Annotated in this window: 25 protein-coding genes; 9 read left to right on the top strand and 16 right to left on the bottom strand. The window is 63.7% G+C overall.

Annotation, left to right across the window (positions count from 1 at the left end):
- The first annotated feature begins 36 nt into the window (after nucleotides 1-36).
- The 5 genes from NLY36_RS18590 to NLY36_RS18610 all read left to right on the top strand — a co-directional run bounded on the left by NLY36_RS18590 (nucleotide 37) and on the right by NLY36_RS18610 (nucleotide 6,457).
- A complete protein-coding gene (locus NLY36_RS18590) occupies nucleotides 37-1,032 on the top strand; it encodes a glycosyltransferase family 2 protein (RefSeq protein ID WP_023736207.1) in 996 nt (331 codons plus the stop codon).
- Nucleotides 1,029-1,976 (top strand): glycosyltransferase family 2 protein, encoded by a 948-nt coding sequence (locus tag NLY36_RS18595; RefSeq protein ID WP_023736206.1) that lies wholly within the window; start codon nucleotides 1,029-1,031, stop codon nucleotides 1,974-1,976. Before NLY36_RS18590 ends, NLY36_RS18595 begins: the two co-directional genes overlap by 4 nt.
- Nucleotides 1,966-2,916: a glycosyltransferase family 2 protein gene (locus NLY36_RS18600; RefSeq protein WP_023736205.1), complete on the top strand. Its 951-nt coding sequence runs from the start codon at nucleotides 1,966-1,968 to the stop codon at nucleotides 2,914-2,916. Before NLY36_RS18595 ends, NLY36_RS18600 begins: the two co-directional genes overlap by 11 nt.
- Before the next feature lie 75 nt (nucleotides 2,917-2,991).
- Nucleotides 2,992-3,888 carry a UTP--glucose-1-phosphate uridylyltransferase GalU gene (gene galU / locus NLY36_RS18605; RefSeq protein ID WP_023668795.1) on the top strand — a complete coding sequence of 299 codons (897 nt, stop codon included), beginning with the start codon at nucleotides 2,992-2,994 and terminating at the stop codon, nucleotides 3,886-3,888.
- 190 nt (nucleotides 3,889-4,078) lie between these two features.
- Nucleotides 4,079-6,457, top strand: a complete 2,379-nt coding sequence (locus NLY36_RS18610) for a polysaccharide biosynthesis tyrosine autokinase (RefSeq protein WP_023702325.1) — start codon at nucleotides 4,079-4,081, stop codon at nucleotides 6,455-6,457.
- A gap of 89 nt (nucleotides 6,458-6,546) precedes the next feature.
- Here the strand turns inward: NLY36_RS18610 and NLY36_RS18615 are convergent, their stop codons facing one another.
- Together NLY36_RS18615 and NLY36_RS18620 are read right to left on the bottom strand one after the other, a co-directional pair.
- Nucleotides 6,547-7,248, bottom strand: a complete 702-nt coding sequence (locus NLY36_RS18615) for a metallophosphoesterase family protein (protein WP_348524909.1) — start codon at nucleotides 7,246-7,248, stop codon at nucleotides 6,547-6,549.
- A gap of 71 nt (nucleotides 7,249-7,319) precedes the next feature.
- Nucleotides 7,320-9,227 carry a propionyl-CoA synthetase gene (locus NLY36_RS18620; protein ID WP_023736203.1) on the bottom strand — a complete coding sequence of 636 codons (1,908 nt, stop codon included), beginning with the start codon at nucleotides 9,225-9,227 and terminating at the stop codon, nucleotides 7,320-7,322.
- Nucleotides 9,228-9,444: 217 nt separating this feature from the next.
- On the opposite strand from NLY36_RS18620, the gene NLY36_RS18625 reads away from it, so the two are divergent.
- From NLY36_RS18625 to NLY36_RS18640, 4 genes are all read left to right on the top strand, one after another.
- The gene (locus NLY36_RS18625) at nucleotides 9,445-10,224 is read left to right on the top strand and encodes a DUF2259 domain-containing protein (protein ID WP_245260270.1); all 780 of its coding nucleotides are present in this window, start codon (nucleotides 9,445-9,447) and stop codon (nucleotides 10,222-10,224) included.
- 545 nt (nucleotides 10,225-10,769) lie between these two features.
- On the top strand, nucleotides 10,770-11,057 hold the full coding sequence (locus tag NLY36_RS18630; RefSeq protein ID WP_023684213.1) for a PqqD family protein: 288 nt from the start codon (nucleotides 10,770-10,772) through the stop codon (nucleotides 11,055-11,057).
- Entirely contained in the window at nucleotides 11,057-11,491 is a 435-nt protein-coding gene (locus NLY36_RS18635; RefSeq protein WP_023668789.1) for a lasso peptide biosynthesis B2 protein, read from the top strand. The genes NLY36_RS18630 and NLY36_RS18635 overlap by 1 nt, the downstream gene beginning before the upstream one ends.
- On the top strand, nucleotides 11,488-12,483 hold the full coding sequence (locus tag NLY36_RS18640) for a phosphoenolpyruvate carboxykinase (ATP) (RefSeq protein WP_023736201.1): 996 nt from the start codon (nucleotides 11,488-11,490) through the stop codon (nucleotides 12,481-12,483). Before NLY36_RS18635 ends, NLY36_RS18640 begins: the two co-directional genes overlap by 4 nt.
- 17 nt (nucleotides 12,484-12,500) lie before the next feature.
- On the opposite strand, the gene NLY36_RS18645 is transcribed toward NLY36_RS18640, so the two are convergent.
- The 14 genes from NLY36_RS18645 to NLY36_RS18710 all read right to left on the bottom strand — a co-directional run bounded on the left by NLY36_RS18645 (nucleotide 12,501) and on the right by NLY36_RS18710 (nucleotide 25,966).
- Entirely contained in the window at nucleotides 12,501-13,526 is a 1,026-nt protein-coding gene (locus tag NLY36_RS18645; protein ID WP_023736200.1) for a nucleotidyltransferase family protein, read from the bottom strand.
- A 448-nt stretch (nucleotides 13,527-13,974) separates the two neighbouring features.
- On the bottom strand, nucleotides 13,975-14,961 hold the full coding sequence (gene dhaK / locus NLY36_RS18650; protein ID WP_023736199.1) for a dihydroxyacetone kinase subunit DhaK: 987 nt from the start codon (nucleotides 14,959-14,961) through the stop codon (nucleotides 13,975-13,977).
- Between the two features lie 22 nt (nucleotides 14,962-14,983).
- Nucleotides 14,984-15,409 (bottom strand): hypothetical protein, encoded by a 426-nt coding sequence (locus NLY36_RS18655; RefSeq protein WP_023668784.1) that lies wholly within the window; start codon nucleotides 15,407-15,409, stop codon nucleotides 14,984-14,986.
- Nucleotides 15,410-15,419: 10 nt separating this feature from the next.
- A complete protein-coding gene (ptsP, locus tag NLY36_RS18660; protein ID WP_023736198.1) occupies nucleotides 15,420-17,006 on the bottom strand; it encodes a phosphoenolpyruvate--protein phosphotransferase in 1,587 nt (528 codons plus the stop codon).
- Entirely contained in the window at nucleotides 16,990-17,292 is a 303-nt protein-coding gene (locus NLY36_RS18665; protein WP_023684207.1) for an HPr family phosphocarrier protein, read from the bottom strand. Before NLY36_RS18665 ends, ptsP begins: the two co-directional genes overlap by 17 nt.
- A gap of 21 nt (nucleotides 17,293-17,313) precedes the next feature.
- Nucleotides 17,314-17,703, bottom strand: coding sequence for a dihydroxyacetone kinase phosphoryl donor subunit DhaM (dhaM, locus tag NLY36_RS18670; RefSeq protein WP_023668781.1), 390 nt, complete (start codon nucleotides 17,701-17,703; stop codon nucleotides 17,314-17,316).
- Nucleotides 17,700-18,302 carry a dihydroxyacetone kinase subunit DhaL gene (gene dhaL, locus NLY36_RS18675; protein ID WP_023668780.1) on the bottom strand — a complete coding sequence of 201 codons (603 nt, stop codon included), beginning with the start codon at nucleotides 18,300-18,302 and terminating at the stop codon, nucleotides 17,700-17,702. The genes dhaM and dhaL overlap by 4 nt, the downstream gene beginning before the upstream one ends.
- Nucleotides 18,303-18,372: 70 nt before the next feature.
- Nucleotides 18,373-20,013 carry a dihydroxyacetone kinase subunit DhaK gene (locus tag NLY36_RS18680; RefSeq protein WP_023736197.1) on the bottom strand — a complete coding sequence of 547 codons (1,641 nt, stop codon included), beginning with the start codon at nucleotides 20,011-20,013 and terminating at the stop codon, nucleotides 18,373-18,375.
- A gap of 64 nt (nucleotides 20,014-20,077) precedes the next feature.
- The gene (locus NLY36_RS18685; protein ID WP_023736196.1) at nucleotides 20,078-21,091 is read right to left on the bottom strand and encodes an ABC transporter ATP-binding protein; all 1,014 of its coding nucleotides are present in this window, start codon (nucleotides 21,089-21,091) and stop codon (nucleotides 20,078-20,080) included.
- Nucleotides 21,084-22,196: an ABC transporter ATP-binding protein gene (locus NLY36_RS18690; RefSeq protein WP_023711246.1), complete on the bottom strand. Its 1,113-nt coding sequence runs from the start codon at nucleotides 22,194-22,196 to the stop codon at nucleotides 21,084-21,086. The genes NLY36_RS18685 and NLY36_RS18690 overlap by 8 nt, the downstream gene beginning before the upstream one ends.
- A gap of 2 nt (nucleotides 22,197-22,198) precedes the next feature.
- Nucleotides 22,199-22,402 carry a hypothetical protein gene (locus NLY36_RS18695; RefSeq protein ID WP_023668776.1) on the bottom strand — a complete coding sequence of 68 codons (204 nt, stop codon included), beginning with the start codon at nucleotides 22,400-22,402 and terminating at the stop codon, nucleotides 22,199-22,201.
- Nucleotides 22,403-22,616: 214 nt separating this feature from the next.
- On the bottom strand, nucleotides 22,617-23,567 hold the full coding sequence (locus NLY36_RS18700; protein WP_023696983.1) for a carbohydrate ABC transporter permease: 951 nt from the start codon (nucleotides 23,565-23,567) through the stop codon (nucleotides 22,617-22,619).
- A complete protein-coding gene (locus tag NLY36_RS18705; RefSeq protein ID WP_031198535.1) occupies nucleotides 23,564-24,511 on the bottom strand; it encodes a carbohydrate ABC transporter permease in 948 nt (315 codons plus the stop codon). The genes NLY36_RS18700 and NLY36_RS18705 overlap by 4 nt, the downstream gene beginning before the upstream one ends.
- A 123-nt stretch (nucleotides 24,512-24,634) precedes the next feature.
- Nucleotides 24,635-25,966, bottom strand: coding sequence for an ABC transporter substrate-binding protein (locus NLY36_RS18710; RefSeq protein ID WP_023684201.1), 1,332 nt, complete (start codon nucleotides 25,964-25,966; stop codon nucleotides 24,635-24,637).
- Nucleotides 25,967-26,068 lie beyond the last annotated feature (102 nt).

Consider the following 26,068-nt stretch of genomic DNA (forward strand, 5'->3'; position numbering starts at 1 on the left):
GATGACGGGAAAAATACAGAGTATGGGAAGGCGCCGATGACGCAAACCGAAGCGCTTCCGTCGAGCCTGATCGTCATTCCGTGCCTGAATGAGGCAGCCCATATCGGCGCGCTGCTCGAGCAGCTCAGGCCGGCAGCGCTAAGGCTCGGCGCCCGCATCGTCGTTGCCGATGGCGGCAGCACCGACGGCACTTTGGCCATTGTCGAAGCGGTTGCGGCCAAGGACCCTCAGGTCGTCCTCCTGCACAACCCAAAACGTATCCAGAGCGCGGCGATCAACCTCGCCGTTGCCTGCCTCGGTGACGGCGCCGAATATCTGATCCGCATCGATGCCCATGGCGGCTATCCCGCCGATTATTGCGACCGGCTGGTCGAGGAGGCGCTCGCCACTTCAGCCGATTCGGTCGTCGTCTCGATGCTGACCAGCGGCAGCGGCGCGGTGCAGAAAGCGGTCGCGGCGGCGCAGAATTCCAAGCTCGGCACCGGCGGCTCCAAGCACCGGCACCTTTCCGCCGGCGAATGGGTGGACCATGGCCATCACGCGCTGATCCGGATCTCGGCCTTCACCGCGGTCGGCGGCTATGACGAGACCTTCAGCCACAATGAGGATGCCGAACTCGACTACCGCCTGCGCCGGGCAGGCTACCGCATCTGGATGAGCGGCAAGACGCAGATGGTCTACTATCCGCGTTCGTCGCTGAAGGGCCTGTATTTCCAATATCTCGGCTATGGCCGCGGCCGCGCCAAGAATGTGCTCAAGCACCGCATGATCCCGAAAGTTCGGCAGATGATCCCGCTGCTGGTGGCGCCGGTCGTCCTTCTCGCGGTATTTTCCTTTATCCACTGGCTGGCGGCGGTGCCGCTGCTGGTCTGGGCTTCGGTCTGTCTGGGCTACGGCGCTGTGACCGCCATCAGCCAGCGCAATCCCAACAATGTGCTGGCGGGCATTTCGGCGATGGTCATGCATTTCGGCTGGTCGCTCGGGTTTTGGCTGCAACTGCTCGGCTCGCGATCGCAGCGCGGGGTGGCATGATGGTCGCCGACAGCCGCCGCATCGACATCTGCGTCTGCACGTTCCGGCGGCCGGAACTGGCCGACACGCTGCGGTCGCTCGCTGCCATGGATATGCCTGCCGGTTTCGGCATCGGCGTCATCGTCGCCGACAATGACGACGAGCCGACCGCCGAGCCGCTGGTGACCGCGCTGGCGAGCGAATTGAAGCTCGTGGTCCGCTACCGGCACGCCCCGGCGCGCAACATCTCGGTCGCCCGCAACGCCTGTCTTGATGCCAGCACGGCCGATTTTGTCGCCTTCATCGACGACGATGAAACCGCTTCCCGGCAATGGCTGGCCGAACTGATTGCTATCGCGGAGACAAGCGGCGCCGAGGCCGTGCTCGGTCCGGTGCGGGCGCTCTACCGCCCGGATGCGCCGGACTGGATGCGCAAGGGCGATTTCCATTCGACCTTGCCGGTCTGGGTGCAGGGCGAAATCCGCACCGGCTACACCTGCAACGTCCTTTTGAGGATGAGCGCCGACAGCTTGCGCGACCGTCGTTTCAGCCTGGCGCGCGGCCAGAGCGGCGGCGAGGACACCGAATTCTTCGACCGCATGGTCAAGGCAGGCGGTCGCATCGCCTTTGCGCCGGAGGCGTGGGTCGAGGAAGTCGTGCCGCGTTCGCGAGCCGCTTTCGACTGGCTGCGCCGCCGCCGCTTCCGCTTCGGCCAGACGCACGGCCACCTCATCGGCCATGACGCAGGCGTGATAGAGCGTGCGAAGGCTGTCTGCCTTGCCTCGGCCAAGGCCGCCTATTGCTTCGGCATGGCGGCGTTGACCGCGATCAGCCCGGTCCGCCGCAACCGCAGCGTGCTGCGCGGCATCATGCATGTCGGCGTCGTAAGCGGCCTGGTCGGTATCAGCGAAATTCGCCAATACGGCCTCACCTCCGCGCAGCAAGGGGGCAAGCGTGCAGCCTGACGTCTCCTTTGTCATCGCCGCCTACAATGCCGCGGCCACGCTCGGCCGGGCGATCGCAAGCGCCATGGCCCAGCGCGGTGTCAGCGTCGAAATCATCGTCGTCGACGACCAGTCGCGCGACAACACGCTCGACGTTGCAAGAGCCTATCCCGAAGATGTCGTCAAAGTGGTTGCGCTGCCGGCAAATCGTGGCCCTGGCGGCGCCAGGAATGCCGGGCTCGAACTGGCTTCCGGCCGCTGGGTTGCGGTGCTCGATTCCGACGATGCCGTCCTGCCCGGGCGGCTTTCCGCCATGATCGCGCGGGCCGAAAGCGCGGGCGCTGTGATCGCCGTCGACAACCTCCAGGTGGTGCGCGAGGACGGCATTGCCGAAGCGACGATGTTTCCCGCCGAATATCTGGAGGGCCTGCGTGAAATCACGCTCGCCGACTACATCGCTGGCAACATCGTTTTCGAGTCCACGTTCAACTTTGGCTATCTCAAGCCGATCTTCCAGCGCCGTTTCCTGATCGAAAACGGGCTTCGCTATGATGAAAGTCTGAGCATAGGCGAGGATTACATCCTGCTCGCCAACGCGCTGGCCAAGGGCGGAAAATGCGTCGTCGAGCCGACGACCGGCTATATCTACCATATCCGCACGGGCTCGATCTCGCGCGTGCTCGAGCTTCACCATATCGAGGCGATGCGCAAGGCCGACGCGGTCTTCGCCGAGACCAATTCCATGGACGCTGCTGCTGCGGCCGCCTTCGCCAAACGCGCCCGCAGCCTGCGCAAGGCGGCATCGTTCCTGTCGCTGGTCCAGCACATCAAGGCGCGTTCGCCGTTGAAAGCGATACGCACCGCGCTAAGTGATCCGGCGGCTGTCAGGCACATGTCGATGCCGATCGCCGTCCGCCTCAAAAGGGTGGCGGCGCAGTTTGCCGTCGGCGCGGAGAGGTAAGGAGGGCGAGTACATGAAGACGTTTGTTCGTGGCCTGCAACAGGCTGAAATCGATCTGCTCAGAAGGAATTTGCGATGAAGAAAATCAGGAAGGCAGTCATCCCTGTGGCGGGGCTTGGAACACGGTTCCTGCCGGCAACCAAGTCGATTCCGAAGGAGATGCTGCCCGTGGTCGACCGGCCGGTCGTCCAATATGCGGTAGACGAGGCCTTCGAAGCCGGCATCGAGCACATCGTGTTCGTCACCGGCCGCAACAAGGCTGTCATCGAGGACTACTTCGACCTGCACCCCGAACTGATTGGAACGCTCGAACAAACCGGCAAGAAGACCCAGCTGGAGGCGCTCGAAAGCATGCTGCCTGTGGCCGGCGCCACCAGCTTCATCCGCCAGCAGTCGCCACATGGTCTCGGCCATGCGGTGTGGTGCGCACGCGAAGTCATCGGCGACGAGCCCTTCGCCCTGCTGCTCCCCGATATGGTGTCGTTCGGTCGCCGAGGTTGCCTGGCTGAAACAGTCGATCTCTATCAGCAGACCGGCGGCAATGTGATCGCCGTCGAGCGCTGTGATCCCAGCGAGACCAGCAAATACGGCATCGTCGGGCGCGGCGCCGAGACAGGCAGCGGCTTCGAGGTGACGGCCATGGTCGAAAAGCCGGCGCCGGCCAATGCGCCGTCGAACTATTACATCAACGGCCGCTACATCCTGCAGCCCGAGATCTTCTCGCTGCTGGGCAACCAGCAGCGCGGCGCCGGCAACGAAATCCAGCTTACCGATGCCATGGTGCGGCTGGCGAAAAGCCAGTCTTTCTTTGCCCAGCCTTTCAATGGCCGCATGTTCGACTGCGGCTCCAAGGAAGGCTTCATAGAGGCGACCATCGCCTTCGCGCTGGCGCGCGACGACATGAAGGGACCTGTGCTGGAAATGCTGCAGGCGTTCGTGCGGTCGCATGAGCGTCAGGAAGTGGCCGCATAATGCCCATCTTTCGAGGGCATATGCGTTTGGACGATGGCGCGGCTCATGCCTGCACGCCTGGCCGCTCAGGTCCGGCGCCGGATGGCATGAAGCTTGCGTTGCATATCTTGCCCCCGATCTCCGCAGCTTCGGACGAGGTGGGACCTGACCCGTCTCGCTCCGGCGCCTGTAACCTAGAATTGGATCGAAGATGAATTATGCCAGCTTTCCTCTCGACAAGAGGATGCCATTGCCCAACCCCGATCAGGAAAAGGGTGAAGACTTCATCGACGTCGAGCGCCTGCTTGGCATGGCGGCGCGTCAGGTCAAGGTGGTGGCGGTCTGCGCCATCATCGGCCTGTTCCTGGGGTTGCTCTATCTGCAGACCACGCCCAAGCAATACATGTCGGTCGCCAGCGTGCTGATCGACGAAGGCCTGAACAAGGTCATCGACGACATCTCGGCTGCATCCGTCACCATGCAGACCGACGCCGCCCTGCTCAGCCAGATCGAAATCATCACCTCGGCGCGGCTGGCCTCGGTGGTGGTCGACAAGCTGAAACTCGACCAGAACGCAGAGTTCATGAACCCGCCGCAATCGGCGCTGGTCAAGGGCATCGGCTTCGTGCGCGGCGTGATCGGCTATTTCCGCTCAAGTTCCGCCGAGCAGATTCCCGGCATGGAAAACGTCGATGAGGCGACACGCCAGGCCATGATGCAGACGGCGCGCCACGACTATGCCGTGCTGAAGCTGCAGAGCGAGGTGCTGGCGCAGCGCAACGGCCGCTCCTATGTGCTCGCCATCGGTTACCAGTCGACCAATCCGGCGCTCGCCACCGCCATCACCAAGGCCTATGCCGACGCCTATCTCGCCGACCAGCTCAATGCCAGCTTCGACGCCACCGAGCGCGCTGCGGTCTGGCTGCAGGGCCGGCTGACCGAGCTTCGTCAGAACTCACAGGCGGCCGCTATGGCGGTCGAGAAATTCAGGGCCGAGCATGGTCTGGCCGCCAACAGCGACGGCCAGCTGATCAGCGACAAGCAGATTGCCGATCTCACCGCGCAACTGATCGTCGCGCAGGCCGATACGGCGCGCGCCAGCGCCCGCTATCAGCAATACAAGACCATCGTCGAAAGCGGCTCGGACAATGCCTTCAACGATTCCGCCATCTCAAGCGATCAGCCGGCAAGCTCCGTCATTGCAACGCTCAAGACCCGCTATCTCGCAGTGGCCAAGCGGCTGCAGGACGTGACGGCCAATTTCGGCGCCGACCATCCGCAGGCGGTGGCGCTGGCCAAGGAAAAGGCCGACCTGTCGACCCAGATTTTCGGCGAGTTGAAGCAACTGACCGAAAGCTATCGCAATGAATATGAAGTCGCGCTTTCACGCGAGACCTCACTGAGGCAGAAGATCGCCGACGCGGCCGGCAAGAGCTCCATCGACAACCAGAGCCAGGTCAAACTGCGCGAACTCGACCAGCAGGCGCAGGCGCTGACCACGCTCTACCAGACCTTCCTTAGCCGCTACGAGGAGGCCTCGCAGCAGCAATCCTTCCCGGTCGGCAAGGTCCGCATCATCTCGGATGCCTCAACGCCGCTTTCCGCCTCAAGCCCGCGCACCTCCAGGGTGCTGGCGCTGTCGCTGGTGCTTGGCGTGCTGCTTGGCGCCGGCTTTGGTGGCCTGAATGAGTTCAACGAGCGCTTCTTCAGGACCGGCGAGGACATTCGCGATCGCGTCGGCCTCAAATTCCTCGGCTATTTGCCGATGATCGGCGGCAGGCTCGGCAAGGACGCCGACGGCGGTGCGGCGGATGCCAAAGGCGCCAACACATTGTCGGCGGCCGAGAAACGGGCGCGCATGCGGGTCAGCGTCGATGCGCCGGCATCGATGTTCTCCGAAACGCTGCGCAACGCCAAGATCGCCTTCGACGTCGTCATGGAAGGGCAAGGCAGCCGGGTCATAGGCGTGGTCTCGGTCCTGCCCGGCGAGGGCAAGTCTACGGTCGCCGCCAATCTCGCCGGATTGCTGGCCGCCAACGGCTCGAAGACGCTTTTGATCGACGCCGATCTGCGCAATCCTGGCCTCAGCCGCAACCTCGGCATGGAGGCCGAGCAGGGGCTGATGGAGGCCGTGGTCAACGGCCAGACCTGGCAGTCGGTCGGCAAGGTTGACCGTCAGACCAAGCTGGCGATCATCCCGGCCGTGCTGCGTGGCCAGTTCTCGCATACCAGCGAGCTGCTGTCGTCGGCCGGCATGCGGCGCTTCATCGACAACGCCAAGGAGACGTTCGAGTACATCGTCGTCGACCTGCCGCCGCTCGGCCCCGTGGTCGACGCCAAAGCGTTTGCGCCGCTGGTCGACGGCTTCGTGCTGGTTGCCGAATGGGGCCGCACGCCGCGCGCCATGGTGCGCTCGCTGCTGGAGCAGGAACCCTACGTCGCAAGCAAGGTCGTCGGCGCCGTGCTCAACAAGGTCGATCTGAAGAAGCTGCCGAAATACGGCTCGCTCGGCGGCTCGGAAAAGTTCTTCGACCGCTATTCGACCTACTATCTGGAGAAATCGGACGTGCGGGCCAAGACCGCCGCCTGAACGGAGCGCGATCCGGAAAAGGAGCGTGATCCGGAAAAGCAGATCCGGTTTTCGGAAAGGATCACGCTCAAACGAAGAAGCACGGCAGGTCAGGAATAGATCAGCTTGCCGAATTTACCGGCGATCCTGAGCGCTGTCAGCCGGCCGCTTTGAAAGGCGCCGGTGTCGATGCCGAGCCTTCGCCCGTCAATCCTGGGGATATCGACCGGCGTGTGCCCATGCACCACAAAGCGGTCGAGCAGATAGGCGGCGTTGAAGAACTCGTCGCGGATGTTGAGCAGGTCCTGCTCATCCTGTGCGACCAGGTCGATGCCCGGCCTGATGCCGGCATGGACGAAAACGAATTTATCCGAACAGAGCAGCACCGGCAGGCTGCGCAGGAAGTCGATATGGCTGGCCGGAATGACTTCCTTCACGCGCCGGTCGACCGCGTCGCTTGAGGCATAGAGGCTGGCAAGCCGCGCCGGATCGACCCCATAGGAAAACAGCGTCTCGAGGCCGCCGACCGCCAGCCAGCGGTCCCGCGACAGATAGCCGTCGAGATAGTTCAGCATCGCCACTTCGTGGTTTCCCGCCAGGCAGACGCGCAGGAACCCTGTTGGCGGCAGAGCCAAGAGGTGGTCGAGCACGCGCGCCGATTGCGGCCCGCGATCGATATAGTCGCCGAGCATGACGATAATCTTGCGGCCGCGAAATTGCAGCGCGTCGAGCTGGATCTTCTGCTCCAGCGACAGCAATTCCTTGTAGCAGCCATGCACGTCGCCGATCGCGTAGACGACGGTGTCGTCCATATCCATTTCCAGGCGCTCGCGCGGCGCCGGCCGGGGAGGTCTGGACCGCTGAAACAACGCCACTGGGGCCGTCAGACCCCGATGCCGCGGGCTTTGAGCGCCGCGGTGATCTCGTCAAGAATGGCGGGATCGTCGATGGTCGCCGGCATCGTCCATTCTTCCTTGTCGGCGATCTTCTGCATGGTGCCGCGCAGGATCTTGCCGGAGCGCGTCTTGGGCAGGCGCTTGATCGTCACCACGGTCTTGAAGGCCGCGACCGGGCCGATCCGTTCGCGCACCAGCCCCACCACTTCGCCTTCGATGACGGCGGTATCGCGCGACACACCGGCATTGAGCACGACGAAGCCGAGCGGGACCTGGCCCTTCATAGCGTCGGCGACGCCGATGACGGCGCATTCGGCAACATCGGGGTGCGCTGAAAGCACCTCCTCCATGGCCCCGGTCGACAGCCGGTGTCCGGCGACATTGATGATGTCGTCTGTGCGCGCCATGACATAGAGGTAGCCGTCCTCGTCGATCATGCCGGCATCGGCCGTCTTGTAGAAGCCGGGAAATTCCTCGAGATAGGCTCGCCGGAAACGCTCGTCGGCATTCCACAGCGTCGGCAGGCAGCCGGCCGGCAGCGGCAGTTTCACCACCACATTGCCAAGCGTGCCGCGCGGCACTTCATGGCCGGCATCGTCGAGCACGCGAATGTCGTAGCCCGGCATCGGCACGCCGGGCGAGCCGTATTTCACCGGCAGCAGGCCGAGGCCTGCCGGGTTGATGGTCATCGGCGAGCCGGTCTCGGTCTGCCACCAATGATCGACCACCGGCACGTTGAGTTTCTGCTCCGCCCATTTGATGGTTTCCGGGTCTGCGCGTTCGCCGGCCAGGAACAGAGTGCGGAATTTCGACAGATCGTATTTCGGCACGAATTCGCCCTTGGGGTCCTGCCCCTTGATGGCGCGGAAGGCTGTCGGCGCGGTGAACAGCGCGACCACGCCGTGTTCTGCGATCACCCGCCAATAGGTGCCGGCGTCGGGTGTGCCGATCGGCTTGCCCTCGAACAGCACGCTTGTCGCACCATGCAGCAGCGGTCCGTAAACGATGTAGGAATGGCCGACCACCCAGCCGACATCGGAGGCCGCCCAGAACACTTCGCCCGGTCTGACGCCGAACTCGTTTTCCATCGTCCATTTGAGCGCGACCATGTGGCCGCCATTGTCGCGCACGATGCCCTTAGGCTGGCCGGTCGTGCCGGAGGTGTAGATGATGTAGAGCGGGTCGGTGGCGAGCACCGGAACGCAATCGACGTTGGCGCCCGCGGCGCGCTCGCGGGCAACGGCGTCGGCAAAATCGATATCGTAATGCTCCCTCAGATCGCAGCGCAGCTGGTCGCGCTGCAGGATCAGGCAGGCGTCCGGCTTGTGGCGGGACATTTCGATCGCCTTGTCGAGCAGCGGCTTGTAGGCCACGACACGTCCAGGCTCCAGGCCGCAGGACGCGGAGATGACCAGCTTCGGCTTGGCGTCGTCGATGCGGGTGGCGAGCTCGTGCGAGGCAAAGCCGCCGAACACCACCGAATGCACCGCGCCGATGCGGGCACAGGCAAGCATCGCGATCGTCGCTTCGGCCACCATCGGCATGTAGATGATGACGCGGTCGCCTTTGCGAATGCCGCGGTTCTTGAGCACCGAAGTCAGCGCTACCACTTCGCGCTTCAATTCGGCATAGGTGAATTTCTTGACCGTGCCGGTGATCGCGCTGTCGTAGATAAGTGCGATCTGGTCGGCGCGGCCGCCTGCGACATGGCGATCGAGAGCGTTGAAGCAGGTGTTGCAGCTGGCGCCGTTGAACCAGCGCCCGTAAACGCCCGCCTTGGCATCGAAGACGCTGGTCCACGGCGAATACCAGTCGATCGCCTCGGCCGCATCGGCCCAGAATTGTTCTGGGTCGCGTTTCCAGCCGTCATAGACCTCGTGGTAGCGTGACGCCATTCATCCCTCCTCGGGAAAACTCTCTATCTTGCAATAGCCTATGCGGGTTTTCCCGGCCACGTCTTTCCCCAAATGCCATGTCTTTCCCGAAATTTGGGGCTTGGCCGATCTCGCCTTGGCCATAAACGCAGGCACCATGGCCGGGTTTGAAATCGGGGCAGGGCGCGCAATGACGGTACGATACGGGGTTGGATCTGCCGTTGGAGCAGCGCTGCTGTTGACGATCGTTTCCGCCGCCCAGGCCGGCGATGCCGCCGCGCGGCGCATCATCGGCTTTTCCCCCGACGGCAAATATTTCGCCTTCGAACAATATGGTGAGCTCGACGCTGCCGTTTCCGGCTGGTCGCAGATCGACATCATCGACACAAGCACAGACGAGTTCGTCGGCGGCAAGCCGATCCTTGTCCTCGATGAATCGGAAGAGGCGACCACGACGGTGGAGCGGGCACGGGCGCAGGCCGCAAAGCAGGCCGCGCCAATCCTGGCCAAATACGGCATCGCCGAGCGCGGCACGCGCACGGCCTCCGACAGGTTCACCTTCCCGGACGACGCGGTCGAGTACAACGACATCCCCCGCCTCGAGCAGGCCGCGCAGAAATGGCTGTCGCCGTTCTATGGCGAAACACCGATTTCGACCATCCAGCTCGATGAGATCCTTGCCGACAGCAAGGAGGATTGCTTGGCAAGCTTTGATGACGCCAAGCCAAGCGACCAAGTTCTTCCGGGCGACAAGACACTTCAAGGGGACAAGACGGGCAAGGCGCGCGGCTTCCGCCTGTCGCTGCAGGGGCAGGACGGCAAGCCGTTCAAGGTATTGCACGAGGACAAGGCTGTGCCGGGCTCGCGCAACTGCCCGACCTCCTACAGCCTGTCGGAATCCTACGAATACGCCCCGCCCGGCAGGCCGGCGGTACTGGCCGTGCTGGTGCAGCGCTTCAGCCAGGGCTTCGAAGGACGCGACCGCCGCTTCATCGCCGTAACCGGCCAGGCACGCTAAGCCGCGGCCCGTCTTGTGGCAGGCAGAAAAAGCTCATGCGCCCGGAGAAAGCAGGGCGTTCGTGTCGGATATCAGTCTTAAAGCGGCAAGGCCGCCAGCATCAGCCCGACGCCACCCGCAATCAATATGGCGGCTGCCAACGCTTTTCGATGACGTTCGAACGCGGTCGGAGCCCGCTCCCAATTGTAACGCATACCCAATGCTCTCCCAAAACCCCGCGACTCCATAGCTTACTTTAGGTAAGAAAAGCAAGACCTTGACCCTGCGAGATAGCTGGCTTGACCGTTTGCGGCGGTGATTCCCAGCTGCAATCACCGACTATTTCTGGGGTGCTTCCCTGTTCTCAGGCTCTGAATGATGTGGAAGTTACCACAATCTGAAATTGGATGTCTCCATTAGGCTTCGGTTGTCTGTGTCGTGAGGATGGTGGCGTTGCCGGATTGCCACAGAACGGTCAGGCCGGCCTGTTCTCCCTCTCGTCCGCGCAATGGACAGACCCGCATCGCCGCGCTATCTGCTCTCCAAGAAAATGGTGGAGGGGCTCCATGGCCCAAATCGGTTCTGAAATGGTTCTGCGGCTGGCGGACGACGCCTCGGTCCAGCATGTCGGCGATGGCGCCGTCGTGCTCTTGGCGCGCAGCGGCCAGCTTTACACCTGCAACGGCACCACCGAAGCCTTTCTCGACAAGGTGGACGGCGCCCGCAGCCTTGACCAGATCGTCGTCCTGTTGTCTGACGAGTTCGAGGTCGACAAGGGCACGCTCGACCAGGACATGGCGGCGCTGGCCGCCGAACTGGTGAGCGAAGGCATTCTCGCCGACCCGGCTCCCTGATGGTGGACGGCGTTCTCCTGCGCGCTTTGTTTCGTGTCCATTTATGGGCAAGCGCGCGGCTGATGCCGACCCTGATCGGCCGCCGCAGCTTCGAATCGGTGCTGAAATGGGCGCCGCTCAGCGCACCCACCCCTTATCGCGGCCTGTCGTCAGCCTACATCGTCGCTGCCGTCAACCGGACCGTCCGGCACCCCTGGCTGATGCGCGACCGCAGATGCCTGCGCGAGGGCCTGCTCGCCCACCGCTTCCTGCGCTTTGCCGGCTTCGATCCGGATCTGCGCTTCGGCGTCGATCCGAAGTCGATGCAGGCGCCGCGCATGTCTGCTCATTGCTGGGTCTGTCTCGATGGCCGCCCGGTGGTCTCGGACAGCCTCCCCGGCATGGTCCAGATCTATCGCCATCACGCCGATGCCGGAAAGGCACACGCTGCTTGACCGGTCCGGCGACCACCTTCTGCTACGATCTCCAGGGCCAGGTCATCAGCATATCGGCCTCGCGGGCCGATCTCTGGCCGAGCTTCGACCTCATGCTCGGCACGTTGCGCGTGAGCGGGCCGGCCGAGCCCGATTTCCGCGTCGACATCGTCGAGACGCGGGAGTTACCGGAATCGCCTGCCGGAAAACTCGCTTTCGACGGCGAGGTGCCGGAGGACGGCCATTGCCGGCTGATCGACGGTGGCGGCACCGTTCATCTGGTCTTTCCCGGCCTGCAGACCGTCTCGATCAATGCCGATGGAGGCTGGGCCGAGATACGAGTCCATCCCGATGCCAAGGTCAAATGGACGGTGCTGATGATGGTGCTGGATGCAGCACTTGATGCCGGCGACCAGCACATGCTGCACACCGCCGGCCTGACATTGCCCGGCCGCGAGGCGCTCGTGCTGATCCATGCGCCGAGCGGCACCGGCAAGTCGACGACGTCGCTGGCGCTGGCGTCGCAAAGTTTCGGCCTGTGCTCTGATGACGCCATGATCCTCAAGGTTTTGGCCGGTGGCGGCATCACGGCCTGGGGCTTGCCGCGCAAGGTGAAGGTCCACCGCCACACCGCGGCAATGCTGCCCTTCGTGGCGCCTTGCCTTGGCGACAAATGGGACGCCAATGGCGAGCAGGCCGTCTCGCTGGAACGTCTCGCCGAGATCATCCGCATCGAGGAGACTGTCGGCAGACCGGTTGCGGCACTGTTTCATCTCGCCCGCTCGGCGGACGCGCAAACCCGGCTCGTGCCCATGACCAGGACAGACGCCATGGTGGCGCTTGCCACCGACAATGTCAGGACCGGCATGACCGGCCTTTTGCCGGCGCAGAGGCGCCGCATGGCAACCATCGCAACGCTGGTCAAAGCCGTCCCGACCTTTACCCTGGAAGTCGGCGAAAAACCGGCCGAGGCGTCACCGTTGATCCGCGCCGCGCTGCCGGCGCCGGACTGACGGCCGGCGCGGCAAGTTCAGGCAAAACGTGACTTTGGCCTGGCGAGGCGCTGGATCCAGCGGAAGGCGTCGCGGCGCAGGCGCGAATGCATCTTGTCCCTGGAATTGACGCCGAGCAGCGTATCGCCGGTGATCAGCCATTTGGCCAAAAATATCGAGAGGTCGGGCTTGATGCGGTCGGCCAGTTCGATCGCGCGCGGTGCATCAAACAGCCGCCCCGTCACATTGAGAACCGTCGCCAGTTCGAGCTCGATGCCGCTGATGCGCGCCGCCTCGAAAAGCCGGTCTTCATCCGCGGGCGACCGCAGCGCGCGCACGCCCTGCAGCACATCGACGCAAAGCTGCAGCCGGTGGAACTTGTGCCCGCCGGCGGCGTGGACAATGGCGATGGTCAGCAGCGCGGCCGGCGTGTCGGCCTCGCTGCCGTCGATGATCTGCAATTCGCGAAAGCCCAGCGACAGCCGCCGCCGCATGCCGGAATCATGCACCAGGTTGCCGTGCAGTTCGATCAGCAGGCTGGTATTCTCCTTCTCCAGCCACTTGAACTCCTGCAGATCCTGCGACTGCGCCTCGCCGCTCCAGAGCTCGAAGCCGCATCCGGCAATCACCGTGTTGGCTTCAATGATGCTGGCCGGCTCGACCAGAATGTCGATGTCGGTGAACGGCCGGTCAGCGGCGTGGCGGTAAAGTTTGCGTGCGAAGACCGGACCCTTGACGATGCGGGCCGGAACATTTTTCGCCGCCAATGCCTTCATGATGCGGTCGCCATGATATTGCAGCAGCATCGATTGGCCGGTCGCCAGCGTCGAGCGATCACGCAGTTCCGACAGCTTTTGCCGCAAGGCTGCGTCCGCAGGCAGTTGGGCGTCGCCGATCTCGCTGAGCTTGCGCAGCATGATCGGCAGCACGCCGTGGAACTCGGCATTGGCGAGCAGTGCCAGCAAGCTTTCGGCAGCAACGTCACGGCCAATGGCAACCGTCGCCTCCGGGTCGGCGAAGGTCAGCAGCAGTTTTTCATCGGCAGGCGCAAGAGATGGCAGCATCAAACCCGGATTGCGTTCGCCCACATCAGCAATTCCCGTCCGGAATTGCGTCAAACAACCAACTCAGAGGAGCGTATGTTGCAGAAAAGCATGCATGAAGCCAGCGTGTGGTGGCAGAACCAGCTCATGAATTGACTTTCCACGGTTTCGATCCATTCTTTTGCACTGGACTGAAAAGGGTGTTTGGAATGGCCAAGAAAAAGTATGAAGCGCCCGTGCTGCGCAAGGCAGGAAAGTTGTCCAGCGTGGTGGCCGGGCCGTCGCTGCCGATACCGCGATAAGACTTCTACGGCTTCGGTTTGGATGAAGCCGGAGCGGTCGGCCGCAAGGCAAGCCGCGCTGCAGGCGGGCAATCTGTCGGCGTGACTGCGGGTAACGGTCCGTCCGGTCCCGCAGGCTAAGGCAAGTTCATAAGCCGCCTGTTCGGGATATGGGCAAGGCCCCTCCGTTACAGTCCCCAGCGCAGCGCGGCTGTTTGCACCGGCGCGTCCCACATTGACGTTGCCTCGTCATCCAGCATGGTCAGCGTGATCGAGCAGCCGGCCATGTCGAGCGATGTCACGTAGGACCCGACCAGCGAGCGGGTCACCGTCACGCCCTGTTTTTCGAAGATGTTTCGGGCGCTGTTGTACATCAGATAGAGCTCCATCAGCGGCGTGCCGCCAAAGCCGTTGATGAACAACAGTGCCGGGCCTTTCGCCCTGTCGCCGAGATCGCCCAGGATCGCGGCGCAAATCTCTTCGGCGATCGCATCGGCGCTTTTCAACGTGTCGCGACGCCGGCCGGGCTCGCCATGAATGCCGACGCCGAATTCCATCTCGCCATCACCAATCTCGAAGGTCGGCCTGCCGGCCGCCGGCACCGTGCAACTGGTCAGCGCCACGCCCATCGAACGCGTCGCGCTGTTGATGCGACCGCCGAGCGCCTTGAGATCCGCCAGCGCCATGCCTTGCTCGGCGGCGGCGCCGACGATCTTCTCCACCACCAGCGTGCCGGCGACGCCGCGCCGGCCGGTCGTAAAGGACGAATTCTCGACGGCGACGTCATCATTGATCACCACCTGCAGGACGCCGTCGGCCATTTCGCCGGCCATGTCGAAATTCATCACGTCGCCTTCATAGTTCTTGACGATGAACAGGCAGCCGGCGCCGGTATCGACGGCGGCGGCCGCCGCCAGTATCTGGTCCGGCGTTGGCGAGGTGAAGACCTGGCCGGGGCAGGCGGCGTCCAGCATGCCGTGACCGACAAAGCCGGCATGCAACGGCTCGTGGCCGGAACCGCCGCCCGAGATCAGCGCCACCTTCCCCGGCTTCATCACCTTGCGGCGAATGAATTTGTGCTCCTCGCCCAGCACCAGGATGTCGGCATGAGCTGCAACGAAGCCGTTGAGGCTTTCGGTCAGCACCGTGTCGACGGAATTCATAAACTTCTTCATGTGTCCTCCCGACACAACACGATCAGCCGCCACTCCTGCCGGTGATGCTGGTGATCTTCTGGATGAATTCGTTGATCGCCTTGTCGAGCGCTGCATTCTGCTTGTCGTCGCCGAAATCGGGCACGATCAGCGAGACATGCCGGGTCTTGCGCATGCCTGCCGCAACCGACATCTTGCCGGGATGCGCCAGATGATAGGCAGCCAGAAACTGATCGCGCTCGGCCGGACTGAAATGGCAGACCGAAAAAATAGCCGGCAGATGTTTTGACGGGATCGGGGTCGAATAGGCCGCGCTGGAAATCTGGGTGACGAAGCTGCGGTGCTTGCCAAGCGCGTCGGCAAGGCGTTGTCGCATACCCGACGGTCGCTGGTCGATGACCTGCGACAGGATCGTCTTGTAGGCGCGGATCGCCTCTTCGGAGCCGGCTTCTGGTGTCTTGTCGGCCATCTCAGTCATCCTAGACCGATGCATCCGAGATGGCCGCCTTGGCCATGGCGAGTTGGGCGGGAGCCACCGAGAGATCCCGCAGGCCGGCCTCGAGCAGGGCCGGGATCGATGCCGGATCGCCGCCGGCATCGCCGCACAGGCTGACTGGGATTTTCGCGCGCAGGCCAAAAGCGGCAACCGAGCCGATCAGCCGCAACACGGCGGGATGGCGGACAGAATTAAGATGCGCCACGGCTGCGTTATCGCGGGCAGCCGCCATTACATATTGGGTCAGATCGTTCGAACCGATCGAGAAGAAGGCGACATCGGCGAACGCCTCCGGCGCGATCGCCACCGAAGGCACCTCGACCATGATGCCGAGCGGCGGCATTTTTTGCGCGATGCCGCGCGCGGCAAGCCCGGCCTGCTCCTCCACGAACAGAGCGGCGGCGCGTTGGTATTCCTCCGCGACGGCGATCATCGGAAACATCACCTTCAGATTGCCGTGCACCGCCGCGCGCAGCAGCGCCCTGATCTGTGCGCGAAACACCTCCGGCCTTGCCAGCGACAGCCTGATGCCGCGCAGGCCGAGGAACGGGTTGCTCTCCTCGACGGTGAAGCCCGGCACCGGCTTGTCGCCGCCGGCATCGACGGTGCGGATGGCCACCGGCTTGTCGCCTGCCCATTCCAGCACCTTGCGATAGGCCTGGTATTGCGTCTCCTCGTCCGGCGGCGCCTTGCCGAACAGGAATTCGGTGCGCATCAGCCCGACCCCGTCGCAGGTCGAAATGTCGATGCCGTCGACCTCGGACGGATCGGCGATGTTGACCTGCACGCGCACTGTCGTCCCGGCCCGGGTTACCGCCGGTTTCGCGAGATAGACTCCGGCCTTGTCTCGATGTGCCACAAACGAGGACGAGGACCGGTGGAACGCTTCGATCTCGGTCGTGGTCGGCGAAAGCACGATACCGCCATGCTCCGCATCGAGCAGAGCCAGACCGACGGGATTAGCCGGCGAAGCGCCAAGCCCCACCACCATCGGCACGCCGCGCGAGCGCGCCAGCATGGCGACGTGGCTGGCGGCGCTGCCGGCCCTCAGCGCGATGCCGCCGCCGGTGCTCCAGTCGGTCTCGAGAAAGCGCGTCGGCGCGATGTCCTCGCCATAGAGAATGGCGCCCGCTGGTGGAGCGCTCTCCTGCTCCTCGGTAAGGGCGCGCAGCACGCGGTCGCGGATATCGCTGATATCGGCGGCGCGAGCCCGGAAATAGTCCTGGTCTGACGTTTCGTAGCCGGAGATCTCGGCGTCCAGCGCCTGTCGCCAGGCCATGTCAGCCGGCATGCCGGACGCGATCGCGGCAAAAGCCGGGCCGGTCAGTGCCTCGTCCCCAAGCATGGCGAGCTGGAATTCGAGAATGCCGGCGGCCTCGTCATCGGCGGTTTCGATCAGGGTCGCGAGCCGGTCCGTCGCGCTGGCGATAGCTGCTTCCAATGCGGCCTTCTCGTCCGCGGCGCTCGCCTTGCCCGTGTAGTGCGCGGTGCCGTTGTCGAGGTTGAACAACGGCCCCTCGGCATAGCCGGCCGAGGCCGAAATGCCTTGCAGCCTAAGCGGTTCGGGCATGGCCCGCATCCTCGTCGAAACCGCGTCGCACCAGCTCGGCCAGCGCTCTCACGGCATCATCGGCGCCGTCGCCTGTGGCCCGGATGTGCAGCATGGTGCCTTTCGGCGCCCTGGCCGCCATCACCTTGACGATGCTCTTGGCGTCGAACCATGGGCCGTTGGCGGCAAGCGCAATCTCCACCTCGGCGGCAAAGCTCTTGGCAAGCTTGGTGAACTTCACCGAAGGGCGCGCATGCAGACCCACCTCGTGGGTGATCAGGACGGTCGCTTCGGCAAAGGCGGACATCAGGTCAAAATTCCCGTTCACTCACGACGGCGACAATTCATGCGCCGTCGCCACCACTTCCTTCAGCGAGGCGCCGCCGGAGGACTCGGTCGCCGCCATCACCGCGCCTTCGACGATCGGCGCGTTGCAGACGATGATCTTCTGCGCCCGCGGCTCGCCGATCATTTCCACCGCCATTTCCGAATTGGTCTCGGCGCCGCCGAGATCGACCAGTATGGCGACGCCCGCCTCCGACCACGCCTTGTCGATGGCGCCTATGATCGCTTCGACGCTGGTGCCGAGCCCGCCATGGCCGTTTCCGCCGCACCATGCAAGCGGCACTTCGTCGCCCACCATCTGCCGCACCATGTCGGCCGTGCCTTCGGCAACCAGCGGGGAATGCGAGACGATGACGATGCCGACATTGCTCATGCTTGGCCCTCGACGGTTTCGGCGACGGTCCGCACCAGCAGCGCCACAGAGCGTCCGCCGGCATCCATATGACCGATTGAGCGGTCGCCGAGGAATGAGGCGCGACCGCGTGTTGCCTTCATCGGCACGGTCGCCTCGGCAGCCATGTCGGCGATATCTGCAATTTCCATGGCCGTCTTTCCTTCGACCAACGCGTCCTGCACAGGTTGCAGCACATCGAGCATGGTCTTTTGACCGACCTGGGATTTGCCTCTGGCGGCCACAGCTTCGATTGCCTTGCCGAAAGCAGCCGCCAGATTGGCACGATCCGGCTCTCCCGAAATCTCCTTGCCCAGCGCCAGGAACAATGTACCGAAGAGCGGCCCGGATGCACCGCCAACCGTCATCACCAGCTTGGTGCCGATCGCCTTCAGCGCCTCGGGCAGCGGCTTGGCCGAAAACGCCTCGGCATCGGCACGCAAGGCCTCAAACCCGCGCTTCATGTTCAGCCCATGGTCACCGTCGCCGATCGCCTGGTCGAGCGCGGTCAACTCTTCCGAGTGAGCGGCGATCGTGTCCGCGGCGGCGGTGATCAGCCTGGCAAGGTCGAACGCTGCCATGTCCAGATTCCCGGTTTCGATCCTGCCGGCAGTATCGCAAGAGTTTTCATTCGACAATCTAAGCATGCCGTCAGGCCGTTGCATGCAGCGCGGCGGCCGCGAACACTTCGGCCACGGCATGGGCGCCAGGGTCGACTACGCCCTGCAATTTGGTGCCGACATAGGCGGAGCGCCCGGCCTTCGCCTTCTCCATGGCCGCGGTCGCCTCGGCGCCGTGCCGTGCCGCTGTAGCCGCGGCATCCAGCCCCTTGGCATCGAGCGCCTTCAGCCCCGGCTCCAAGGCATCGACCATGGTGCGGTCGCCGACCCTGGCGCCGCCATAGAAGGTCATCCGGTCAAGCCCGGCAAGCAGCGCCTTGGACAGGGTTGCTCCGCCGTTCGAAGCCTGAGCCGCCGCCGTGAAGAAGATCGACAGCAAGACGCCTGAGGAGCCGCCCATTGCGACGCCCAGACTATCGCCTATAGCCGCAAGCGTGGCGGCAGGGTCGGCCAGCGGCAGCGCATCGAGCCGTTCCAGCACGCTGCGCGCGCCGGTCGCAACCGTCGAACCGGTATCGCCATCGCCCGCCTTGGCGTCGAGCCCGTTCAGTGTCTCTTCGAGCGCGATCAGCCGTGCGCAGACCGTGATGATCAAACGCCTGGTGCCGGAATCCTGGCTGGCCCTTTGGGCTGCGCTGTTTCCAGCCGCTTTCGCCATAGGCACGATAGCCGGCGCGACGACGGTTTTGGCCGGCATCCAGGCATGTGGGCCGACAGGCGCCAGCAAGGCTGCCTCGCGCGCCGCATCGAGCTTGATCAGCGACAGCGAAAAACCGTTCATGTTGAGCGCCGTCATCAGCGGTCCGGGGCCGATCGCAAGCTTCACGGTCTTGGCCAGCGGCGAGGCCAGCACGGCATTGGCGACCAGCGACATCTCAAGCGGCGGCACCGAGCCGAGATTGTTGATGAGCAACGCGTGGCTGGCGTTCGGGTCGAGCCGCGCGGCCAGCCGCTCCGCCATGATCGCCACCAGCTTGTCGGCGCTTTGCACCGCGATGCGCTCGACGCCCGGCTCGCCATGGATGCCGAGGCCGAGTTCGCCGTCATTTTCGCCGAACCGCTCTTCATGTGGCTGGCCGGGGATCGAGCAGGACGACAGCGACATGCCGAGCGAGACGATGTCCTTCGCCGCCGCGCGAGCGGCTGTAGCAACGGCTGCCAAGTCCTGACCGGTCTCCGCCAAATGGCCGGCGATCTTGTGCACGAACAAGGTGCCGGCGACGCCGCGCGGCTGGTTGATACCCGGCAGGGCGATGTCGTCGGCAACGATCGCCATCTCGACGCGAAACCCCTCGGCGCGCGCCTTCTCGGCCGCCAGGCCGAAATTGAGCCGGTCGCCGGTGTAGTTCTTGACGATCAGCAGGCAGCCGGCGGGGCCGGTCACCGCGCGGATGGCCGCCAGCACCGCCTCGACGCTGGGCGAGGCAAAGATCTCGCCCGAAACCGCCGCCGTCAGCATGCCCTTGCCGACAAAGCCGGCATGAGACGGTTCGTGTCCGGCGCCGCCACCGGAGACGACGGCAACTTTCGCCTTGTCCCAGTCGGCGCGCAGCACGACCTTGATCTCGGGGTAACCGTCGAGGCGCGCGAGATCGCCGGAACCGATAGTCCGCAACAGCCCGTCCAGCGCCTCGGTGACGATCGTTTCCCTGCGGTTGAAAAAGTGCTTCATCGAATTCGTCCTGTATTCGTCAATCAGAAGCCGGTGCCGTGCCCTTGGCGAGACACCGAAAACCTCACATCAGTCTTTGTCCGTCGGCGCCGAAATAAAGTGGCGAGCGGTAGCGGATCACCACTTTGTCGCCCTCGGCCAGATCCGTATCGGGGTCGGTGAGCGTCACCAGTTTCTTCGGGCCGACCGTAACATGCAGATGGTTCTGGTCCCCGAGATGTTCGACCCAGTCGACGACGCCGTCGGCATGGCCGTTTGCGGTCTTCTCGATCGACAGATGCTCGGTGCGCGCGCCGATGGTCTTGGTTCCGGTCGGCGCCCCACCATCAGGCAGCAGCCCGGCCGGCAGCAGGTTGATCGCCGGCTGGCCGAGGCGGGCCGCGACATGAAGGTTGGCCGGCTCCGAATAGATTGTGCGCGGCGTGCCGATCTGCACCAGCACGCCGTCATTGAGGATCCCGATGCGATCGGCCATGGTCATCGCCTCGATCTGGTCGTGCGTGACATAGAGCATGGTGGCGCCGAGTTCGGCCTGGATGCGCTTGAGTTCGAGCCTGAGATCGGCGCGCAATTTGGCATCCAGCGACGACAGCGGTTCGTCCATCAGATAGATCGACGGTTTGCGCACCAACGCTCGGCCGATGGCGACGCGCTGCATCTCGCCGCCCGACAGTTTGGTCGAGCGGTTGGCGAGCTTGTGGTGGATGCGCACCATCCTTGCGACCTCTTCGACGCGGCGGCGAATCTGGTCCTCCGGTACTTTCCGCGCCGGCGAGCGCAGCGGGAAGGCGAGGTTGTCGTAGACTGACAGATGCGGGTAGAGCGAATATTGCTGGAACACGAAGGCGGTGTCGCGCTCGGCCGGCGACAGCGTCGTCGCATCGTGGCCGCCAATATGGATCGTGCCGCCATCCGGCCGCTCCAGTCCGGCGATCAATCTCAGCGTCGTCGTCTTGCCGGCGCCTGTGGGACCGAGCAGCACGACGAATTCGCCATCGGCGATGTTAAGGTCGAGGCCATCGACGGCGACATGGTCGCCGAAGCTTTTGGTCACGCCCTTGATGTGCACGTCAGCCATGCTGCGCTCTCCCTTGAGAGGCGGTATCGTGAACAGCGGTGCGCACGGCGCGGCCCGATCCCTTGTCGAAGAGTGACAGCCGCGCGCTGTTCAACATCAGGCCGACATGATCGCCGGCAGCGAGCCGGATTTCGGCCGGCACCCGCGCCTTGATGATGCCGTCCGCCGTCTCCACCGCCACGATCTGCGTCGTGCCGAGATATTCGGTGCCGTAGATGGCGCCGCGCAGTTTCGACGCATCGTCGAAACGGATGTGCTCGGGACGGATGCCGAGCGCCATGTCGGCGGGCGCAATTTCCTCGCGCACTTCCGGCACCGCCACCTTGGCGCCCTGGACGACGATTTCCTTCGCCCCCTTCGCCAGCCCGCCACCGAAGCCCAGGAAATTCATCGGCGGCGAGCCGATGAAGTCGGCGACGAACATGGTTGCCGGGCGGTCGTAGATTTCGCGCGGGCTGCCGAACTGTTCGATGACGCCATGGTTCATGACGGCGATCTTGTCGGCCATCGACATCGCTTCCATCTGGTCGTGCGTGACATAGACGGTGGTGGCGTGGATGCGGTTGTGCAGCTCGCGCAACTCATGCACCATCAGATCGCGGAATTCGGTGTCGAGCGTGCCGAGCGGCTCGTCCATCAGAAAACACTTTGGCCGCCGCACGATGGCACGGCCGAGCGCGACCCGCTGGCGGTCGCCGCCGGCAAGCCCTGAGACCGATTTGTTGAGCAGGTGGTCGATGCGCAAAAGCTTGGCCGTCTCTTCGACCCGCTGGCGGATCTCGGCGGACGGCATGCCTTGCGCCAGCAGCGGGAAGCCGATGTTCTTGCGCACATTCATATGCGGATAGAGCGCGAACAGCTGGAACACGAAGGCAATGTCGCGCTCCCGCGCCCGGCGCATGGTGACATCCTCGCCGCCGAGCAGGATCTGGCCGCCGGTCGGCAGTTCGAGCCCGGCGATCATGCGCAGCGTCGTCGTCTTGCCGCAGCCTGACGGCCCAAGCATCACGAAGAACTCGCCATCCTCGACGACGAAGCTGGAATCCTGCACGGCGACGAAATCGCCGAAGGCCTTTCCCAAATGTTGGACGCGGATTTCGGCCATGATTATTCCGGGAATTTCGAGACGATGATGAACATCACCGTGCCGGCGAGCATGGTGATGAAGGAGTAGGTGTAGAGCGCCAGCGCGAAGGGCTGGAACAGCATCAGGAATCCAATGGCGATCAGCGTCGTGGCGATATTTTCCATGAGGCCGCGCCGGGCCCAGCGAGGCCAGGATGACTTTTTGGAGATGGCTGGGCGCGTCATGCGTAGCTCCCTTCCTTCTGCCCGGTAACGGGGCGAGACGGTTGCCAGGTGGTTCCCCCACTCCGTCGCTGCTTCGCAGCGCCACCTCTCCCCCCTCCGGAGGGAGAGGAAGGGAGCCTGGCTGAATGAAGTTCGCGTCCTTCCTCTACCCCGTCGATCGGGGGAGAGGTGTCGAGCGAAGCTCGAGGGAGTGGGGGTCGACCTGGCACACCAATCATTTGCGCACCGCCCCAAAAGTGATGCCGCGCAGCAATTGTTTGCGAAGCAGGACGGTGAAAACCAGGATCGGCACCAGGAAGATCGTCGTGCCGGCCGCCACCGCCGGCCAGTCCTGGCCGCCTTCGCCGATGATGGTCGGGATGAAGGGCGGCGCGGTCTGCGCGGTGCCGGACGTCAAGAGTGCAGCGAATGCATATTCGTTCCAGGCGAAGATCAGGCAGAAGATGGCGGTCGCGGCGATGCCGGTAGTCGCTTGCGGCAGCACGGTGCGCCAGAAGGCCTGCAGCCTGGTATAGCCGTCGATCATCGCCGCTTCCTCATACTCGCGCGGGATCTCGTCGATGAAGCCTTTCAGCAGCCACACCGCGAGTGACACGTTGACCGCGGTGTAGAGCAGGATCATGCCCAGCGCGGTGTCGGACAGGCCGAGCTCGCGGTACATCAGGTAGATGGGAATCGCGACCGCGATCGGCGGCATAAAGCGCGTCGACAGGATGAAGAACAGAAGGTCATCGGCCAGCGGCACCTTGAAGCGCGAGAAACCGTAGGCCGAAAGCGTGCCGAGGAATACGGCGCAGAAGGTGGAACCGAAGGCGATGATCAGTGAGTTGACGAAGCGCGGCAGGAAATTGGACGGGCCGGCAATCACCATGTTGCGCTTGCGCGAGGTCTCGTCGCAGAAACCGGTCGCGGGTCCGAGCGAGTTGATGTAGTCGGGCGTTTGCCTGGTGCGCGTCGTGAACAGGTTGCAATAGCCCTCGATGCTCGGCTGGAACAGAATCTTGGGCGGATAGGCGATCGAATCCGGCGGCGTCTTGAAGCTGGTGGCGAAGATCCACAGCAACGGCACGATCGAGATCAGCGCGTAGAGCACGATGATCGTGCCGGCGATCCGCTTCGAATTGGCCGAGGGGGCGACGACGGAGTGGGCGGTGGTCAGGCTCATCTCTGCTTCACCTTGTTCAGCGCCTTGACGTAGATGTTGGCCAGCCCAAACACCGCGACGAACAGGATGATGGCGAAGGCCGAGGAATATCCGGTGCGCCAGCTCTCGAAGGCCTGCCGCTTCAGCGTGATCGAGGCGACCTCGGTGGTCGAGCCCGGCCCGCCACCGGTCAGCAGGTTGACCATGTCGAACATCTTGAAGTTCTCGATGCCGCGAAACAGCACCGCCAGCATGATGAAGGGCAGCGCCATGGGCAGCGTGATCGACCAGAACTGCCGCCAGTTGGACGCGCGGTCGACCTCGGCGGCTTCATAGATGTATTCGGGGATGGAGCGCAGGCCGGCGAGACAGATCAGCATGACATAGGGCGTCCACATCCAGGTGTCGACGATGATGATCGACCACGGCGCCAGCGACACGTTGGACAGCATCTGGATGTCGGTCGGTGGTATCCGGGTGACGAACGAGATGGCGTAGGCGAACAGGCCGATCTGCGGCTCGTAGAGGAAACGCCAGAAATTGCCGACCACCGCCGGCGACAGCATCATCGGCACCAGGATGATGGTCGTCCAGAAGGCGTGGCCGCGAAACTTCCTGTCGATCAGCCATGCCAGCGTGAAACCGATCAGCGTCTGCAGCAGGATCGTCCAGAACACGAAATGCGCCGTCGTCTGCATGGCGATCCAGATGTCCTGGTCGCCGAGGATGCGCTGGTAGTTGGCGAAGCCGAGGTTTTTCACCACCTCGTTCGGGCGGTTCGCGCGGAAGTTGGTGAAGGACAGGTAGATCGCCCAGAACAGCGGGAAGATGTTGATGGCCAAGAGCAACAGGATCGTCGGCGAGATGAACAGCCAGGCGAGGCCCTTGTCGCTGATGCCCCGGACCTTGCGGGCCAACGGCTCCGGGGTCGCCCGGGCAACGTTCTCCGCAGTCCGATTGAGCATGGTGAGTCCTGCTTCGGTCACGTCAAGTCTCGACACTGGAATTTATCTGAACTGCGTCCCGTGCCAAGGGCGGCACGGGACGCGTCGGCGCGACTCGGGAGGAGCCGTTAAACCGTTGTCCGGTTACATCTTGCCGTCGTCCTGGAACACTTGCGTCCAGTCCTTGACCAGGCCGTCAAGCGCGTCCTTGGCCGAACCCTGGCCGGCAACGACATAGTCGTGGAAGCGCTTCTGCGACGCCTGCAGCAGCGGTGCGTAGCTCGGCTCGGCCCAGAAGTCCTTCACGATCGCCATCGAGTCGAGGAAGGTCTGCGCATAGGGCTGGCTGGACGGGAAGGCCGGGTCCTTGACCACCGCGTTCAGGCAGGAATAGCCGCCGAGCGACCACCATTTGGCCTGCACATCCTTGTTGGCGAACCACTTGATGTATTTCAGCGCCGATTCCTGCTTGTCTGAATAGGACACGACCGAAATGCCCTGGCCGCCAAGCTGCGCAAACTGGGCGCCGCCGGGACCCTTCGGATTGACGAAGTAGCCGATCTTGTCACCGCCGACATTCTCGTCCTTCTGCAGGCCGGGCCAGGTGAAGGCGAAGTTCATGTGCATGGCCACCTGACCGGATTTGAAGGCGTCGACGCCTTCGCCCATATAGCTGTTCGAGGCACCCGGAGGCGTGCAGCAATCGTAGAGCGACTTGTAGAACTCCAGGCCTTTGACCGCGTCTGGCGAATTGACGAAGCCTTCCATCTCGTAGGGCTTCTTGGGGTTTTCATACTGGAAGCCGTAGCTGTAGAGCACGTCCATGGCGCCCATGGTGATGCCTTCCGAGCCACGCTCGGTGTAGATCGAAGCGCCATAGACGGTCTTGCCGTCGATCTCGCGCTTCTGGAAGAATTCGGCGACCTGCTTCAGCTGGTCGAAGGTGGTCGGTGGGCCGAGGTCCCAACCATACTTTTCCTTGAATTCCTTCTGCAGTTCCGGCTTGGAGAACCAGTCCTTGCGGTAGGTCCAGCCGACGACGTCGCCCATGGCCGGCAGCGCCCAGTAGTTCGGCGTGTTCTTCGGCCATTCGGAATAGCCGACGACGGTTGCCGGCACGAAGTCGTCCATGCTGATCTTCTCCTTGTCGAAGAAGTCGTTCAGCTTGACGTAGTGGCCGTTCTCGGCCGAGCCGCCGATCCACTGGCTGTCGCCGATGATCAGGTCGCAAAGTTTGCCGTGCGAGTTGAGCTCGTTGAGGAAGCGGTCGGCATAGTTGGTCCACGGCACGAATTCGAATTTCATGCCGATGCCGGTTTCCTTGGTAAAGTCCTTGGACAGTTCGACCAGCGCGTTTGCCGGATCCCAGGCGGCCCAGCAAAGCGTCAGGTCTTCAGCGTGCGCCGCGTTCGAGACGGCTGTCGACGCGGTAATCGCCGAGGCCAGCCCCAACGCCAGTTTCAAGCTCGATTTCATGCCTTCCTCCCATTTGCGAAACGCGCCCGGATGGCCGTTTCAAGAACCCCTCAACCCTCGCTCCTCCGAGGGGCTAAACACGGCGCGCTATGCGTCGCCAGG

Source organism: Mesorhizobium sp. C399B (assembly GCF_030323185.1).
GTDB lineage: Bacteria > Pseudomonadota > Alphaproteobacteria > Rhizobiales > Rhizobiaceae > Mesorhizobium.